Genomic DNA, 14,878 nt, shown 5'->3' on the forward strand with positions numbered 1-14,878 from the left:
AAGTTGTTTTGAAAAAAGTGTGCGAGCGCGATCAGCGGGGCATCCGGCCAGCCGCGTCGACGGCCGCGAAGCGCGCGCCATCCTGCAGTTGTTCAGCCTGCGCCAGTTGCGCCGGCGCGTCCTTGCCCAGCAGCAGACGCACGTCGGCGCGGGCCAGCGTGTCCGATTGCTGGAGCGCCGTGCGGCCGGGCAGGGCCCGCTGCAAGCTGGCGGCCTGGGCCGCAAAGCCGGGCCGGTACTCGATCACGCTCGCCTGCTGGCGGAACGGGCGCGCGTTGCTCAGGCGCGAGGCGAGGATGCCGACCTTGCCCAGCACCGAGCGGTAGCGTGCGGCCAGGCCGGTGACGCCATTGCCGTTGCTGATTTCGAGCCGGGGCGGGACCGTGGCCGGCACCGCGGCCGGCGCGGGCGCAACCGTCGCCACCGCGACGGGCTTGGCCACCAAGGCCGGCGTGGACGGCTGCGGTGCGGTGGCCGCCTTGGCAGGCGCCGCCGCAGGGGCGGCTGCCAATACCACCGGCTTGGCCAACATGGCCGGCTCAGCAGCGACCGCCGCGACGGCTGGCTTGGCCGCCGGCTCGGCAGCGGTCGCCACCACGGCTGGTTTGGCTACCGGCGCGGGCGCGACGGCAACTGGCGTCGACGTGGCGATCACCGCTTTGGGGGCTGGCGTGGGCGCCACGACCGGCGTGCCAACCACGGGCACGGCGATCCGCACCGGCGGCGCGGCCACCACGACGGGCGCGGCAGCTGGCATGGCGGGCACGGCCGCGATCGACTGGCTGGCGCGCAGTTTCAGTTCCAGCACCTGGGGGGCGACCTGCACCACTTCCATGCGCGATGGGGAGGCGGCGGGGGCGGCGTCGGCGGTGGGCGCGGCTGGTGCTGCCGTGGCGGCTGCCATCGCAGGCGCAGCGGCAGCCGTCGCCGGTGCGGCCGCTGGCGCTGCGACGGGCGCGGCCTGCGCCAGCGCGCTGTCCGGCGCGCCGTTGCGGGCCGCCGTCTGGGCCTGCACCAGGTTGTAGTAGGCGCGTCCGTTCGGCTCCAGTGCCACGGCCCGCTGCAAGGTGGCGATGGCGGCCGGGTAGTCGCCCATCAGGTAGTACACATAACCGAGATTGTTGAGCGGCTGGGCCTCGCCCGGGTAGTCCTCCACCAAACGCTTCAGGGCGTCGCGCGCGTCGGCCAGCCGGCCCTGCTGGGCGTCGATGGTGGCCACGGCGTTGCGGGCGTCGAGCTGGCCCGCGTCCAGCGCCAGCGATTGGGCGTAGGCGCCCAGCGCCAGGCTCAGTTGGCCTTTATCCTGGTGGTACTTGCCCAGCCGGTACCAGCTGGCCGCGCTTTGTTCCGTGTTCTGGCTGACCCGCTGCACGCCCTGCACCTGCAGCGACTGGCGCGTGGCGGGGGCGCTGCAGGCGGCGAGCATGGCGGCGCCGGCAACGGCGACGACGATCGGTTTCAAGTTCGACATGATGTGCTCCTTCCGTGATTGGTTAGCCACCGCTAATGCCAGGCAACAGCACGCGATAGATCTGGATGAACGCCGGTCCCATCAGCACCACCAGCAGCGAGGGGAAGATGAAGAAGATCAGCGGGAACAGCAGTTTCAGGGCAATCTTGGCCGCCATTTCCTCGGCGCGCTGGCGGCGCTTGGTGCGCAGTTGTTCCGACTGGATGCGCAGCGAGTCGGCCACGCTGGTGCCGAAGCGCTCGGCCTGCACCAGCATGGCCACCAGCGCGTCCACATCCTCGACGCCGGTGCGCAAGGCCAGGTTGCGCAGCGCCCGTTCCTTGGTATTGCCGGCCCGCAGTTCCAGCGTGACGAGGTTGAGCTCGTCGGCCAGCAGCGGGCTTTTCAGACCGATCTCGTTGGCCACCCGGCCCAGCGCCGCGTCCATGCCCAGCCCGGCCTCGACGCACACCGTCATCAGGTCCAGCGCGTCGGGGAAGCTGTTGAAGATGTCGCGCTGGCGGCTCTGGATGCGCTGGGTCAGCAGCAGATTGGGCAGGTAGTAGCCGAAGGCGGCCGCCACCAGCAACCACATCAGCAGCACGTTGGCGCTGTAGTGGCTGCGCGAGGCGCTCAGCGCGAAGTAGGTGAAGAACGGCAGGCTGATGGCCAGGCCCGTCTTGGCGCCGAAGAACAGGGTGGGGGCGTTCGGATTGCGCAGGCCGGCCGTCATGAAGCGCGTGCGCAGGGCCGATTTTTCCCAGTCGCCCTCGGGCACGGACAGCTTGGCCAGCGGGCCGGTGAGCTTGATGAAGCGGGTCAGCCACGGCCCCTGTTCGCGGGCCGCCCGTCCCGCCTGGGCGCTTTGCTCGCTGCTTCCCAGTTGCTCGAGCCGCTGCTGGACCGGATCGGAGGCGAAACGGTTCAGCAACAGCAGTGCGGCACCGAACACGACGATGAACAGCAGCAGCAGCAGGCCGATTTGGGCGATGGTCATGGTAGGCTCCTCCTGCTCAGACGCGGATGTGGATGATGCGGCGCATGACGTAGGCACCGAGGGCCATCATCAGGGCGGCGCCGCCCAGCATCTTGCGACCGCCCGGGTCGGTGTACAGCACGGCCAGGAATTGCGGGCTGGTCAGGTGGATGATGGCGGCCGCCGCGAACGGCAGCAGGCCCAGCACCCAGGCCGACATCTTGCCCTCGGCCGACAGCACGCGTACCTGGCCCATCAGTTTCATGCGGGCCCGGATGATGGCGCTGATGTTGTCGAGCAGTTCGGCCAGGTTGCCGCCCGTCTCGCGCTGGATGGTGACGGCGATCACGAAGTAGCGCAGGTCGGTGCTGGGCACGCGGGTGGCCAGGTTGAGCAGCGCATCCTGCATCGAGATGCCGAAATTGACCTCATCGAAGGCGGTGGAGAACTCGCTGGCCAGCGGTTCGCGCATTTCCTCGCCCACCATGGACAGCGCCGTGGGGAAGGCGTGGCCGGCCCGCACGGCGCGCCCGATCAGGTCCAGCGCGTCGGGCAACTGTTCGTCGATGCGGGCCAGCCGCTTCTCCTTGGCGCGCAGCGCCCACAGCAGCGGCAGGCAGGCCGCGCCCACGGCCAGCGGCAGCGCCAGCAGCCAGGGCAGGCCCAGCCACAAGGCCGCGACCAGGCCCACCACGAAGCACAGGGCTTGCACCCCGATCAGCTCGGCCACGCTCCAGGACAGGCCGCTTTGCTCGAGCAGCCGGTCCACCTGGTGCACGCGGGGCAGTTCCAGCAGCATGCGCTGCAGGCCGGGCGAGTCGCTCAGCAGGCGCTGCTTGATCATGGAATTGCTTTGCTGGCCCAGGTGGGCGCCGGCCGACATGGTGCGCAGCCGGCGCGCCACCCGTTCCGCCTCCGGTCCCTTGGTGGCGTTCCAGGCCAGGTACAGCGCTTCGATGCCCAGCACCACGGCCACGAAGATCAGGATGCCGAAGATGTAGTAGAGGGTGTCCATGATGGTCAGGTCAGTTCGCGGTTAGGGTCGAACATGGTGTCGTCCAGCGCCACGCCGAAGTGGCGCAGCCGTTCGCAGAAGCGCGGCCGCACGCCGCTGGCGCGGAAGCTGCCCAGCACGGTGCCGATGGGGTCCAGCCCGGTCTGGCGGAAGGCGAAGATCTCCTGCATGGTGATCATCTCGCCCTCCATGCCCGTGATCTCCGAGATCGAGGTGACCTTGCGCTTGCCGTCCGTCAGGCGCGCCACCTGCACCACCACCCCGATGGCCGAGCTGATCTGCTGGCGCATGGCCTTGGACGGCAGGTTGGAGGCGGCCATGTTGATCATGTTCTCAAGCCGGGTCAGGGCGTCGCGCGGAGTGTTGGCGTGGATGGTGGCCATCGAACCCTCGTGGCCCGTGTTCATCGCTTGCAGCATGTCGAGCGCCTCGCCGCCGCGCACCTCGCCCAGGATGATGCGGTCGGGGCGCATCCGCAGCGCGTTGCGCACCAGCGCCCGCTGCGTGACTTCGCCCTTGCCCTCGATGTTGGGCGGGCGCGTTTCGAGCCGGACGATGTGCGGCTGCTGCAGTTGCAGCTCGGCCGCGTCCTCGACCGTGACGATCCGCTCGCTGTGCGAGATGAAGCCGGAGATCACGTTGAGCAGGGTGGTCTTGCCCGAGCCCGTGCCGCCCGAGATCAGGATGTTGACCTTGGCCTTGCCCAGGCCTTGCAGCAGGGTGCCCATGCTGCCCGTCAGGCTCTTGTACTCGACCAGGTCGGCCAGCCGCAACGGGGTGGCGGAAAAGCGCCGGATCGACATGATGGGGCCGTCGATGGCCAGCGGCGGGATGATGGCGTTCACGCGCGAACCGTCGGGCAGGCGGGCGTCCACCATGGGGCTCGATTCATCGATGCGGCGGCCGACCCGGGCCACGATCTTGTCGATGATCTTCATCAGGTGGGCGTCGTCGGTGAAGGTGGTGTCGGTCAGCTCGAGCCGGCCGTGGCGCTCCACGTACACCTGCTTGTGGGTGTTGACCAGGATGTCGGAGATGCTGGGGTCGGCCAGCAGCGGTTCGAGCGGGCCGAAGCCGAGCACCTCGTACTGGATGTCGCGCGTGAGGCTCTTGCGCTCGGCATCGTTGATGACCATGGTGCCTTCGTCGAGCAGGCGCTCGACGAGGATGCGCAGTTCGTCGCGGATCTCGCCCTGCGACAGGCGCTGCATGCCTTCCAGGTCGACCCGGTCCAGCAGGGCCTGGTGGATGCGGTGCTTGAGGTCCTGGTAGCTGCGGGTGTCGATCGAGCCGGCGCTGGGCAGCACGTAGGGGGCCGGGCCGAGGGCCGTGCCGCCGCTGTTGAGGCGTTCCCGTATGGAGGGGGGCTGGGATGCCATGATGATGCTCCTGGTGAAATGTCGGTGTTACGCGCGCCGTCAGGCACGCTTGAGAATTTTGGACAGCCAGCTGCGCGTCTCCTCGCCCGGCTCGCCGGCCAGCTGGCGGGCCAGCTCTTGCAAGGCCTTGGACACGGGGCTGGCCTTGGCCAGCTGCAGGATGGGCACGCCCTGGTTGACGGAGGCGGCCGCCGCCTCGTAGTGGTTGGGCACGGTCTTGAACATGCGGGTGCCGAACGCGTCCTCGCAGTCCGACAGGCGGATCTCGCCGCCGGGCGCGTAGCGGTTGACGATCAGGTGGATCTTGTCCTTGCGGTAGTCGAGCGAACGGAACACGCCCAGCAGGCGCTTGCCGTCGCGGATGTAGGGCAGGGTCAGTTGCAGGATGGGGAAGATCATGTCGGCCTGGTCGAGCGCGCGCACGGACACGGCGTCCAGGCTGCGGCCGATGTCAAGCAGCACGAAGTCATAGTGCTGGCGCGCCAGTTGCAGCAGCTGGCTGATGTGTTCGGGCTTGACGTCGTTGGCGTGGGCCGGGTCCTCGGGCGCGGCCAGCACGCCGTAGTTGGGCGAGACCTGCACCATGCTGGCGGCCAGGAACGACGGGTCGAGCCGGTGGATCTGCTGGGCCACTTGGGCCAGCGTGGCCGGCGGCTTGTGGTCCGACACGAACAGCGAGGCGTCGCCGAATTGCAGGTTGAGGTCGAACAGGGCCACCTTCTTGTTCTCCTGGGTGGCCAGCGCGTAACCGAGGTTGGTGGCGATGAAGGTGGCGCCGCTGCCGCCCTTGCACGAGATGAAGGCCAGCACCTTGCCCAGCGGGCGCACGCGGTTCTGCAGCTTTTCCTCGATGCGGCGCACGGCCGGCAGCAGCTGCTCGGGGTCGGCCGGGCTGGGCAGCACCTCGCGCACGCCGCTGCGCATGGCCTGCATCAGGAATTCGGGGTCCTGCTGCTGGCAGATGACGATCACGGCCAGCGTGGGGTAGCCGGTGCTCAGGCGCTCGAGCTGGTCCAGGTCGGCCTCGTCGAGCGTGGGCTGGTCCAGCAGCAGCAAATTGCTGTCGACCGGTTCCTGCAGCCGTTGCAGCTTGCCCAGGATGGCGTCGATCTCGTCGGCGCCATTGCGCTCGCGCAGCAGGCGCGACAGTTCCAGCAGTTGCTTCTCGGTTCTGGACACGACGGTGATTTTCACGATGACTCCTGTTCGGTTCAAATAATGGTTCAGTTGCAGATCGGGTTCGCTGTACCGTTGACGGTGCTCAGCATGCTCTCGCGCGGCAGCGTGGTCGACATGGCCGGCAGCGTCAGGTTCAGCGACACGAACGGTATGAAGTTTTGCACCACGGTACCGCTATGGATGGCGACCGTGACGTAGTAGCAATTGTTGACGGTGCAGCCGCTGGGCGTGTAGGTGACGTCGATATCGCCGGTGTTGAGGATGGGCAGCATCGATTGCACCTTGGTCTTGATGGCCGTCGCGTTGACGTCGCACACGGCCGCCACGCGCGCGCCCAGGCGGGTGGCCTCGACGGCGCTGTTCCAGTAAAACAGCATGCGGCCCAGTTCCATCGCCCCGATCAGCAGCAGCAGGAAGGTCGAGCCCACGACGGCGAACTCGACGATGGTGGCGCCCCGCATGCGCCGGCGGGCTGGCAGCGATGGTCTCATAGGATTTGCCGCATGGTGGTGCTGATGTTGTTGAACGTGATGCTGGGCGCGACGAACGGCACCAGCGACGTGAACGGGTAGCCGCTGATGGTCACGGTGACCAGGTTGATCACGCCGCTGCCGGTAGCCTGGTTCAGGTTGGTCGACGGGCAGCTGATGCTGTCGCACACGCTGACCATGTCCGTGGTCAGGTCCGGCACCAGCGGCGTGGTGCTGGTGCAACTGGCGTCGCCATACACGGCCAGGCATTTGGCCGCGCTGATGGTGGTGGCGTTGCCCGGCCCCTGGGCCGACAGGTAGCGGGTGGCGTCGCGGGTGGCCTTGACCAGCGTGTTGTACTGGTAGATGGCGCGGCCGTATTCGCTGACGCCAAAGGCCAGCAGCACCAGCGGGATCAGCAGGAATCCCAGCTCGACGGCGGCGGCGCCTTGTTGTTTGCGCGGGAATCGCATGGCCACTCTCCTATTGCACCAGGGTGGGCACCAGCGGGCCGGAGCTGCCCGGGCCGCCGACGGCGCCGGCCGTGGCGCAGGCGCTGGTGGCTGAGGAAGCGTCGTCGCGGAATTCCAGGTAGACGTTGCCGCCGGAGCCGTCCATCGGATGCAGCATCAGCACGCAGGCGTAGCCGAGCACCGTGGTCTGGTGGCTGACGTTGTTGCGCCAGGCGTCGCAGTCGACCAGCGGCGCGATGACCAGGCGGCGGTCGGCGCCGTACTGGGTGTGCTGGGCGCTGGTGATGCCCTGGTAGCCGTTGCTCATCGACAGGCCCGTCGCCGCATCGCCCTGGTAGGCCAGGTTCTGGGCGCGCGCCGTTTTGAAGTTGGTGGCGCTGCCGGCCGTGCCGCCATAGGCGTCGTGCATCGTCGACCACGAGAGGGGCGTGTAGGCGTAGCCGGTGAAGTCGGGCGCGTTGCTGGTGACGTTATAGCTGCCCTGGTACAGGCCGAAGCGGGTGTTCCAGCCCTTGTTGAGCGAGGTCATGTTGCCGGGCTTGCCGACCTGGATGGGCAGCGTCGGCAGGTTGCAGATGCCGGTGCCCGCCAACTGGTCGGCGATGGCGCTGGCGCCGTTGCCCGTGTTGGGGAAGGAGGCCCAGTCGAAGTTGCCGGTCTCTGAATTGTCCAGCTTGCTGCTCAGCCAGTCGCCCTGGTGCAGCAGCGCGAACGGATTGCTGGCCACCGAGCCGGAAGGCATGCACACACCGAGCGGGATGGCGCAGTTCTCCTGCGCCGGCGACAGCGTGGCCACGGCGTAGGCGTCGACGCTCTGGGTGCTAAAGCCCAGCACTTCCATGAACCACAGCAGGATGCCGCCCTGGTGCGGCCGGCAATAGGCGTAGCGCGAGGTCGGGTCGGCGCCGCCGTTGCGGGTCTTGAAGGCGGTGCCGGCCGAGAACGGGTTGTCGAAGGTGGGGCTGAACTTGATGTCGGCCGCCGTCAGCTGGCTGGCGCCGATGGCCATGCCCTGGAAATCGAAGCGGTTGCGCTGGGCCACGGTCAGGCCGCTGTTCTCCGCCTTGGCCAGGCAGGACGGGTCGCCGGCGCCGCACGGCGTCAGGTCGCGCGCGGCCGCCAGCGCGCAAGCGTCGGCCGCGTTCTGCAGTTCCGTCTTGTGCACATACAAGCGGCCGCCGTCCAGCGCCAGGCCGGCGAAGCCGATCAGGATGGGCAGCGTGATGGCGGCGATGATGGCCACCGAACCGCGCTCGCTGGTGGGAAGGGGGGGGCGCATGATGCCAGCTCCGTCGCCGCTTACTTGCCCGTGCCCAGGCCGATGGTGAACGCCTGGCTTTGCTGCTCGGGCGCACGGTAGCTCTTCTGGTACTGGTCGTAGCCGCTCTTGGCCACCTTGCCGTCCACGCCGGTGCCGGGGTTGCCCGCCAAGCCCTGGGGCGCCATGGTCTGCTGCGCCTGCAGCATGCGGTTGGCGTTGCCGAACTGGCTGTCCAGGTAGGGCGTGTTGGAGGCGCAGCCACCCAGCAGCAGGGCGGCGCCGGCGGCGCACAGGATGGTTTTCATGGTGGTTCTCCTATTTCACTTCAAAGCCGCCAGCGGCGGGCGCGGCTTGCTGGGGGGCCGGGCCGGACTGCGACGGCGGCTGGCCTTCGAGTTTGCCCTGCAGGAAGAATTCGCCGCGGCTGGGCTGGATGTAGCCATCGGTGGGCAGCTTGTAGTCGGCCGGCAGCGGCTGCACCAGGCGCGGCGTGACGATGAACACCAGTTCGCTGCGGTCGGTCTGGAAGTCGCTGGAGCGGAACAGCGCGCCCAGCACGGGGATCTCGCCCAGGCCGGGGAAGGCCTTGATGCTGGTGGTGACGTTGTTCTTGATCAGGCCGCCGATGGCGAAGCTCTGGCCGTCGAATAGCTGGACCGTGGTCATGGCGCGGCGCGTGGTGAACGAGGGCAGGATGGCCGTGGTGTTGATGCCGGTGGCCGTGATGCCCACCCCCTCCTTGTTCAGGTCCGACACTTCCGGCGCCACCTTCAGGTTGATGCGTCCGCCATCGAGCACGGTGGGTGTGAACTTGACGGCCACCCCAAATTCCTTCTCCTCGAGCGTGATGGTCTGGGTGCCGTTGTTATTGCTTTGGGACACAGGAATGAAGATCTTGCCGCCGGCCAGGAAGCTGGCCTCCTGGCCGCTGATGGCCATGATGGTCGGTTCGGCCAGCACCTTGACCAGGCCGTCGCGTTTTTGCGCGTCCAGGGTGGCGAAGTTGCCGTTGCGGTTATTGAACGCGTCCAGCTTGCCGGGATTGGAGCTGAGCAGGTTCGACAGCAGCGTGTACGACCAGCCGCCCACGGTGCGGCTCACGCCCAGGCTGGCGCCGAGCTGGTCGACCAGGGTCTTGGACACTTCAGCCACCTTCACCTCCAGCATCACCTGCTGCGGGGCGGCGATCTTGAGCAGGTTGACCACCCGGGGGCTGCCGGCGCTGTCGCCGCCACCGGCCGCGCCGGCACTGGCGCCGGCGCCGCCGGCCGCGGCACCGGATGCGCCGCCCTGGCCGCCGGCGCGCGCGCCGCGCTGCACGTAAGCGGTGGCCAGCGCCATGGCCTGGTCGGCCTTGACCACGTCCGACACCGTGCCCGACAGGATCAGCGTGTCGGCCGCGGCCGTGATGTGCAAGTCCTTCTCGCCCGGCAGCAACTGGCTGTAGCGCGCCTGCAGCGCGCCCGTGTCCACGCTCACGGCCAAGTCGACGATGGTGGTGTCGCCCTGCTTGTTGCGCACGATCAGGTTGGTGGTGCCGGCGCTCTTGCCCAGCATGTAGACCTCGTCGGGCTTGATCAGGCGCACATCGGCGATGCCGGTGTCGCCCACCGACAGCAGGGTGGCCGGGAAGGGCAGGCGCATCAGCGTCGATTTGCCCTCGGACAGCTGGACCTGGGGCGCCAGTTCGACCGTACCGGCACGGGCCGGGGCCGGGTCGGCCTTGGCGACCTTGTCGGCTTTTTCGGCCTTGGCCGCCTTGGCGGCCTTGCTCGCTTTGGCCGGCTGGGCCGGTTCGGTGGCGGCGTGGCTCCAGGCGGTCAACAGGCCGGCCAGCACGAGGCTCAGGCGCAACGCGTTGCTGGTCTTGATGCAGCGGATAGTGTTCATGCTTAAGCTCCTGGTGTCGGCTTAAAATTGCTGGGTGCTGCGATCCAGCCCCCGAATGATTTCAACCTGGTCCTTGGCCGGCGGGCGCACGACCGCCACGCGCTTGGGCGCCGGCTCGCGCGGCGCCGCCACGGGCGCCGGCTTGGCCTCGGCCACCACGGGCGCCGGCTTGCCCAGCACGGTGGACTTGGTGGCGCCGGCCGTCTGCACCGGCTTGGGATCGATCTGGTTGCGCAGCACCAGCGACAGCGTGCCCACGCTGCGCGCCAGGTCCAGCTTCTCGGCCTGCTCCGGCGTCACTTCCAGCGTGACGGCGTTGACCACCTTGGGCTTGGTGTCGTCGCGGTCGGCTTCCTGGGCGATGGCCAGCACCAGGATGTGTTCGAGCACGATCTTGGAGATGCTGGGGTCCTTGGCGCCGTTGCGCAGGGCCTCGTCCTGGGTGTTGACCAGGATGTCGACGAAGTTGCCGGGCCGCGCGAAGCCGGCCACGCCCACCACGTCGTTTACGCGCACGGTCATGGCGCGCATGCCCTCGGCCACCACGGCCGACAGCCCGCCCTGGGTGCCCGGTGGGGCCAGTTTGCTTTCCATCAGCGGTTCGCCGCGCTGGATGCTGGTGCGCGTGACGCGCGTGTCGAGCAATTTGGGATCATTGAAGGCGCCCGGCGGGATGGCGTTGGCCGGCCAGTCCACCAGCCGCACCATTTCCGCGTTGATGCGGGAGCCGAGCGGAATCTCGACCAGAGCCACGGCGACTTTCTGGGTGTTGGAGGCCGACTGCTTGTTGATCCATTGGGCCGCCACCAGCACCGCGCCAAAGGCGAGGACGATGGCCACCAGCATCATGATCACGGCGCGTGTATTTCTCATTTTTGATCCCCCTGGTTAGTACGGTCGCCGGCATCGTCCGCGGACGTGCCGAAATAGTTTTGCCAGGCCCAGTCGAGTCCGGCCTGATCAAGGCGCGGTTCGCGGCCTTCGTAATGGGCCAGGTCGCATAACTGGCCCAGCAAGTCGTTCGGATAGCAGGCCATCAGGGGCCGGTCTTCGGGCCCGTGGTGGGCGCGCAGCAGGTAGTCGAACATGGCGTCGTCGTAGGCCAGGCCGAGCCGCTCGCACACCTGGCGGAACACGGTGCGGTACAGCGCCTCGGGCAGCGGTCCCACATGGATCTTGTAGCCGAGCCGGCGCAGGAAGGCGCCGTCGGCCAGTTCCTCCGGCTGCAGGTTGGACGAGAACACGACGATCATGTCGAACGGCACGGCGAACTTGTAGCCGTTTTGCAGCGCCAGAAAATCGATGTGGCGGTCCAGCGGCACGATCCAGCGGTTCATCAGTTCCACCGCCGAGCAGCGCTGGCGCCCCAGGTCGTCGATCACCAGGATGCCGCCGTTGGCCTTCAGGTGGGGCGGGGCCTGGTACAGGCGCGCCCCATGGTCGAAGCGTAAGTCCAGCATCTCGATGGTCAGTTCACCGCCGGTGAGCACGGCCGGGCGCTGGCAGCGCACCCAGCGCAGGTCGCGCGTGAGGCGGCGGTCGAACTGGCTGCCGGCGGGCGCCTGCTCGGGCACGGCCGGATGCACCACGGGGTCGTAGATGGGCACCACGGCGCCGTCGATCAGGATCGCGTACGGCACCGGCACCTCGCCTTCAAGCAGGCCGTGCAGCCGCTCGGCCAGGTAGCTCTTGCCGCTGCCGGCCGGGCCGTGCATGAAGATGGCGCGGCCGGAATTGAAGGCCGCACCCAGCTGGTCGAGCAGGGCCGGGCGCACCACCACGCCGTCGTACACGCGCTGCATGTGGGCGCGCGACAGCGGCTGGTGGGTCACGCTGTTGCGCTGGATCTGGGCCACGTAGTCCGCGTAGGCGACGGGTGCGGGGCCGGCGTAGGCGTCGCGCTGGGCTGCCTCCAGGGCCCGCAGGCGGCCCAGTTCGGTCAGGTTGAAGCACAGGTCGGCATCCGTGCCGCTGCCGCCGCGGCGCGCTACTTCGCATAGTTTTTCCGCGCGCATCGGCGCCAGCACGGCGTCGAGCACGCTGATAGGCAGCTTGGTGCTGGCGGCCAGTTCGCTCAGGTGCATCTGGCCATGCTGGGCCAGGATTTTGCACAGCAGGTCGACCAGGAACAGCTGGGGCAGTCCCGTCTCCTCCACCGTGCGCGGAGCGGGCGCGCGCAAGGGGTCGGCGACGGTGGCGCTGGTGGCGGGCAGGGTGGTGGCCAACATCATGCTATCCTCGGTCGGGGTCAGAACAGGCGTGGAATTACGCGGTATTTCACTTGCGCCATGTAGGCCCGGTAGCCCGGGTCGCGCGCCAGGAAGCGTTCTTCGCGCAGCAGGCGCGCCATCATCAGGGCCCCGGCCAGCGCGCTGACGGTGACGTTCAACACGCTCGTGTTGTTCAGAATATAGCCGGTGTACGACAGCAGGTAGCTGGCATAGAGCGGATGGCGTACCACGCCGTACAGGCCATTGGTCTTGAGCGTGCGGTGGGCCGCCACCAGGCCGAAGCTGCGGTTGAGCGAGAGCAGGCCGCCGATCTGGAGCAAGATGCCGGCCACGATCACCAGCCGGGCCGCCGGCAGCACCGCCTCGCTGGTGGGCGAAAACAGGAAAGGCACGAACGTGGCGGCGATGGCCAGGCCCCAGTCGAGCGCGCTGTGCGACACCCGTACCGGCTCCGAGCGGACCAGGAACAGCACGGCCACCAGCGACTCGGACGCGCAAAACAGCAGGTAGCTCCAGTCGCCGCTGCGCTGGAACGCTTGCAGGTGGGCGTAGCAGAACAGGCCCCAGGCCCAGGCCAGCACCGTGCCCAGCACCAGGTTGAGGGGACGCGAACGCAGCAGCATGGTCAGCGGGTGTGGTGTGGTGTTCATAGCAGATTGCTCCAGGCTGGCACGCGCGCCAGCATCAGTTGCAGCGCGGTGCCGGCGGCGATGGCGATGGCATAGGCCAGCTTGCCGGTGGGGGCGGGCGGGGCGTCGAGCCGGGCCGTGCCGCCGGTGCCGGCCCGCACCAGCGCGTGCAGCAGCAACTGGCGCAGATTGGCCAGCACCTGGCCCATGCGGCCGCTGGCCAGCGCCACCGTCAAGGCCAGCACGCCACCGGCCATCAGGGTCAGCAGGGCCGCGCCCAGTACATCGTGCGGGCCGAGGAAGGCGCCGCTCATGGCCATCAGCTTGACGTCGCCGGCGCCCATGGCGCCCAGCATGTACAGGGGTAGCAGCAGCGCCAGCCCCAGGCCCAGGCCGGCCAGGCCGTTGAGCAGGCCGAGCGCGCCGAATGGCGAGGCGAACAGGCCGGCGCCGGCCGGCAGCAGGGTCTGGAAGGCGAGGCCGGCCACGGCGCCGCCGAACACCAGGCGGTTCGGGATGCGGCGCGTGCGCACGTCGTGCCAGACGGCGGCCGCGAGCAGCCCGGCCAGTACGACCGCCGGCGGCAGCATGCGGGGGTCGAACGTCATGTTGCGCTCCCGGCCGGCGCTGGCGCCGGTGCGGCGTTGACGGGGGCCTGCTCGTGCCCTTGCAGCCGGCCCACCAGTGTCCAGATCAGGATGGCGCCGGCCGCGCCGGCGTAGCCGTCCACGGCGTAGTGCCAGCCCAGGTGGATGGAGCCGGCCAGGATCATCACGGCGAACACGGTCAGCGCCACGCCGATGGCCGGGCGCAGCCGCCAGCCCAGCAGGGCCAGCAGCACGGAGCTGGCCACGTGCATGCTGGGCATGGCCGAGATGGTCAGGCCCGACACGCCCACGCCATGGCGGTAGCCTTGCCACAGCATGTCCTGCACTTTGAGCGCCATCACGGGGAAGCGGTGGTCGGCCTGGTGCAGGTAGTGCATGAGCGGCGCATACGGGTCGGGGCCGGTCACCACCAGGTGGTAGTAGCACGGACCGGCCGACGACAGCAGCACGGCCATCACGTTGCCCATCAGGATCCAGGACAGCACGAAGCTGAGCAGGAAGCGCATGCGCAGCAGGGGCCGCACGGTGCTAAATACCAGCCAGTACAGGGTGGCGAACATGATGAAGAACCACAGGTGGTAGGCCAGGTTGAGGACGGCCGTCACCAGCGGATGGCCGGCCAGCAGCTGCAGCCAGACCCAGGGCTGCACGCCGCCGTGCAGCAGCCGGTCGGCGGCGGCCAGGCGCGTGTCCCAGTCGTAGGGATGCAGCAAGGGCACGGCCGCCTTGGTGATGGTGAAGCTCGTTGCGAACAGCGGCAGCAGCAGCAGCGCTGGCAGCGCGTGCAGCAGGCGTTGGCCGGTGACATAGGTGCCGATGCGCCGGCGCAGATAAGCGATTAGCTGACGCGGCCGCTTGCAGACCATCACGTACAGGGTATAGGCGCACAACGTAAACAGGGGGCCCAGCAGCAGCGAGGTGAGGAAGCCTTCCGCCATCGGCCACACATCGTTCTGGTCCGGGAAGCGCACGAGTAGTACCGCGGCCACCAGCGTGTGGACCAGCACGATGAGCAGCAGCCAGCGGTGCTCGCGCCAAGTGGCGCGCAGCTCGTTGCGCAGGCTAGCGGTGGGGAATGTGGGCGCGGTGTTCATTGCATGGCCAGGACGACCTGGTCCTTGACGTGTTCATATAACTGCTGCAGCTGGCTGCCGGCACCAGCCACGGCGCCGACGATGACGACCGCGATCAGGGCGGCCAGCAAGGCATATTCGATCGCGGTCACGGCGGAGCGATCACGATGAAAACCCCATACCCAGTTTTTCACGATGAACTCTCCTGTCCAAATGGATAGACCGCAGGCCGCTCCCCGCGGTC

Annotated in this window: 16 protein-coding genes; all 16 read right to left on the reverse strand. The window is 68.4% G+C overall.

The features are described from left to right. Nucleotides 1-31: 31 nt before the first annotated feature. From H3H37_RS22940 to H3H37_RS25955, 16 genes are read right to left on the reverse strand one after another with little or no spacing between them, the layout of a single operon-like run. Entirely contained in the window at nt 32-1,471 is a 1,440-nt protein-coding gene (locus H3H37_RS22940) for a LytR C-terminal domain-containing protein (RefSeq protein WP_182166869.1), read from the reverse strand. Between the two features lie 22 nt (nt 1,472-1,493). Further along, nucleotides 1,494-2,447, reverse strand: coding sequence for a type II secretion system F family protein (locus tag H3H37_RS22945; RefSeq protein ID WP_182166871.1), 954 nt, complete (start codon nt 2,445-2,447; stop codon nt 1,494-1,496). Nucleotides 2,448-2,463: 16 nt separating this feature from the next. After that, a complete protein-coding gene (locus tag H3H37_RS22950) occupies nt 2,464-3,441 on the reverse strand; it encodes a type II secretion system F family protein (protein ID WP_182166873.1) in 978 nt (325 codons plus the stop codon). Nucleotides 3,442-3,446: 5 nt separating this feature from the next. Continuing rightward, a complete protein-coding gene (locus tag H3H37_RS22955) occupies nt 3,447-4,820 on the reverse strand; it encodes a TadA family conjugal transfer-associated ATPase (protein ID WP_182166875.1) in 1,374 nt (457 codons plus the stop codon). Nucleotides 4,821-4,859: 39 nt separating this feature from the next. Then, the gene (locus H3H37_RS22960; protein WP_182166877.1) at nt 4,860-6,014 is read right to left on the reverse strand and encodes a CpaE/TadZ family protein; all 1,155 of its coding nucleotides are present in this window, start codon (nt 6,012-6,014) and stop codon (nt 4,860-4,862) included. 29 nt (nt 6,015-6,043) lie between these two features. Next, entirely contained in the window at nt 6,044-6,490 is a 447-nt protein-coding gene (locus tag H3H37_RS22965) for a TadE/TadG family type IV pilus assembly protein (RefSeq protein ID WP_182166879.1), read from the reverse strand. Then, nucleotides 6,487-6,942: a TadE/TadG family type IV pilus assembly protein gene (locus tag H3H37_RS22970; RefSeq protein WP_182166881.1), complete on the reverse strand. Its 456-nt coding sequence runs from the start codon at nt 6,940-6,942 to the stop codon at nt 6,487-6,489. Before H3H37_RS22970 ends, H3H37_RS22965 begins: the two co-directional genes overlap by 4 nt. Before the next feature lie 10 nt (nt 6,943-6,952). Next, the gene (locus H3H37_RS22975) at nt 6,953-8,221 is read right to left on the reverse strand and encodes a pilus assembly protein TadG-related protein (RefSeq protein WP_182166883.1); all 1,269 of its coding nucleotides are present in this window, start codon (nt 8,219-8,221) and stop codon (nt 6,953-6,955) included. A 20-nt stretch (nt 8,222-8,241) separates the two neighbouring features. Then, complete coding sequence (locus tag H3H37_RS22980; RefSeq protein WP_182166885.1) at nt 8,242-8,508, reverse strand: pilus assembly protein; 267 nt, start codon at nt 8,506-8,508, stop codon at nt 8,242-8,244. A gap of 10 nt (nt 8,509-8,518) precedes the next feature. Further along, complete coding sequence (locus H3H37_RS22985) at nt 8,519-10,093, reverse strand: type II and III secretion system protein family protein (RefSeq protein ID WP_182166887.1); 1,575 nt, start codon at nt 10,091-10,093, stop codon at nt 8,519-8,521. 21 nt (nt 10,094-10,114) lie between these two features. Beyond that, nucleotides 10,115-10,966, reverse strand: a complete 852-nt coding sequence (gene cpaB / locus H3H37_RS22990; RefSeq protein ID WP_182166889.1) for a Flp pilus assembly protein CpaB — start codon at nt 10,964-10,966, stop codon at nt 10,115-10,117. Continuing rightward, entirely contained in the window at nt 10,963-12,324 is a 1,362-nt protein-coding gene (locus H3H37_RS22995; protein ID WP_220456539.1) for an ATP-binding protein, read from the reverse strand. Before H3H37_RS22995 ends, cpaB begins: the two co-directional genes overlap by 4 nt. Before the next feature lie 17 nt (nt 12,325-12,341). After that, nucleotides 12,342-12,974, reverse strand: a complete 633-nt coding sequence (locus H3H37_RS23000; RefSeq protein WP_182166891.1) for a methyltransferase family protein — start codon at nt 12,972-12,974, stop codon at nt 12,342-12,344. Then, nucleotides 12,971-13,561 carry an A24 family peptidase gene (locus tag H3H37_RS23005; protein WP_229218990.1) on the reverse strand — a complete coding sequence of 197 codons (591 nt, stop codon included), beginning with the start codon at nt 13,559-13,561 and terminating at the stop codon, nt 12,971-12,973. Before H3H37_RS23005 ends, H3H37_RS23000 begins: the two co-directional genes overlap by 4 nt. Beyond that, the gene (locus H3H37_RS23010; RefSeq protein ID WP_182166893.1) at nt 13,558-14,655 is read right to left on the reverse strand and encodes a phosphatase PAP2 family protein; all 1,098 of its coding nucleotides are present in this window, start codon (nt 14,653-14,655) and stop codon (nt 13,558-13,560) included. Before H3H37_RS23010 ends, H3H37_RS23005 begins: the two co-directional genes overlap by 4 nt. After that, on the reverse strand, nt 14,652-14,828 hold the full coding sequence (locus tag H3H37_RS25955) for a Flp family type IVb pilin (RefSeq protein WP_182166895.1): 177 nt from the start codon (nt 14,826-14,828) through the stop codon (nt 14,652-14,654). Before H3H37_RS25955 ends, H3H37_RS23010 begins: the two co-directional genes overlap by 4 nt. Nucleotides 14,829-14,878 lie beyond the last annotated feature (50 nt).

Origin of the sequence: Rugamonas brunnea, assembly GCF_014042345.1 — a bacterium.
Classification (GTDB): Bacteria; Pseudomonadota; Gammaproteobacteria; order Burkholderiales; family Burkholderiaceae_D; genus Rugamonas; species Rugamonas brunnea.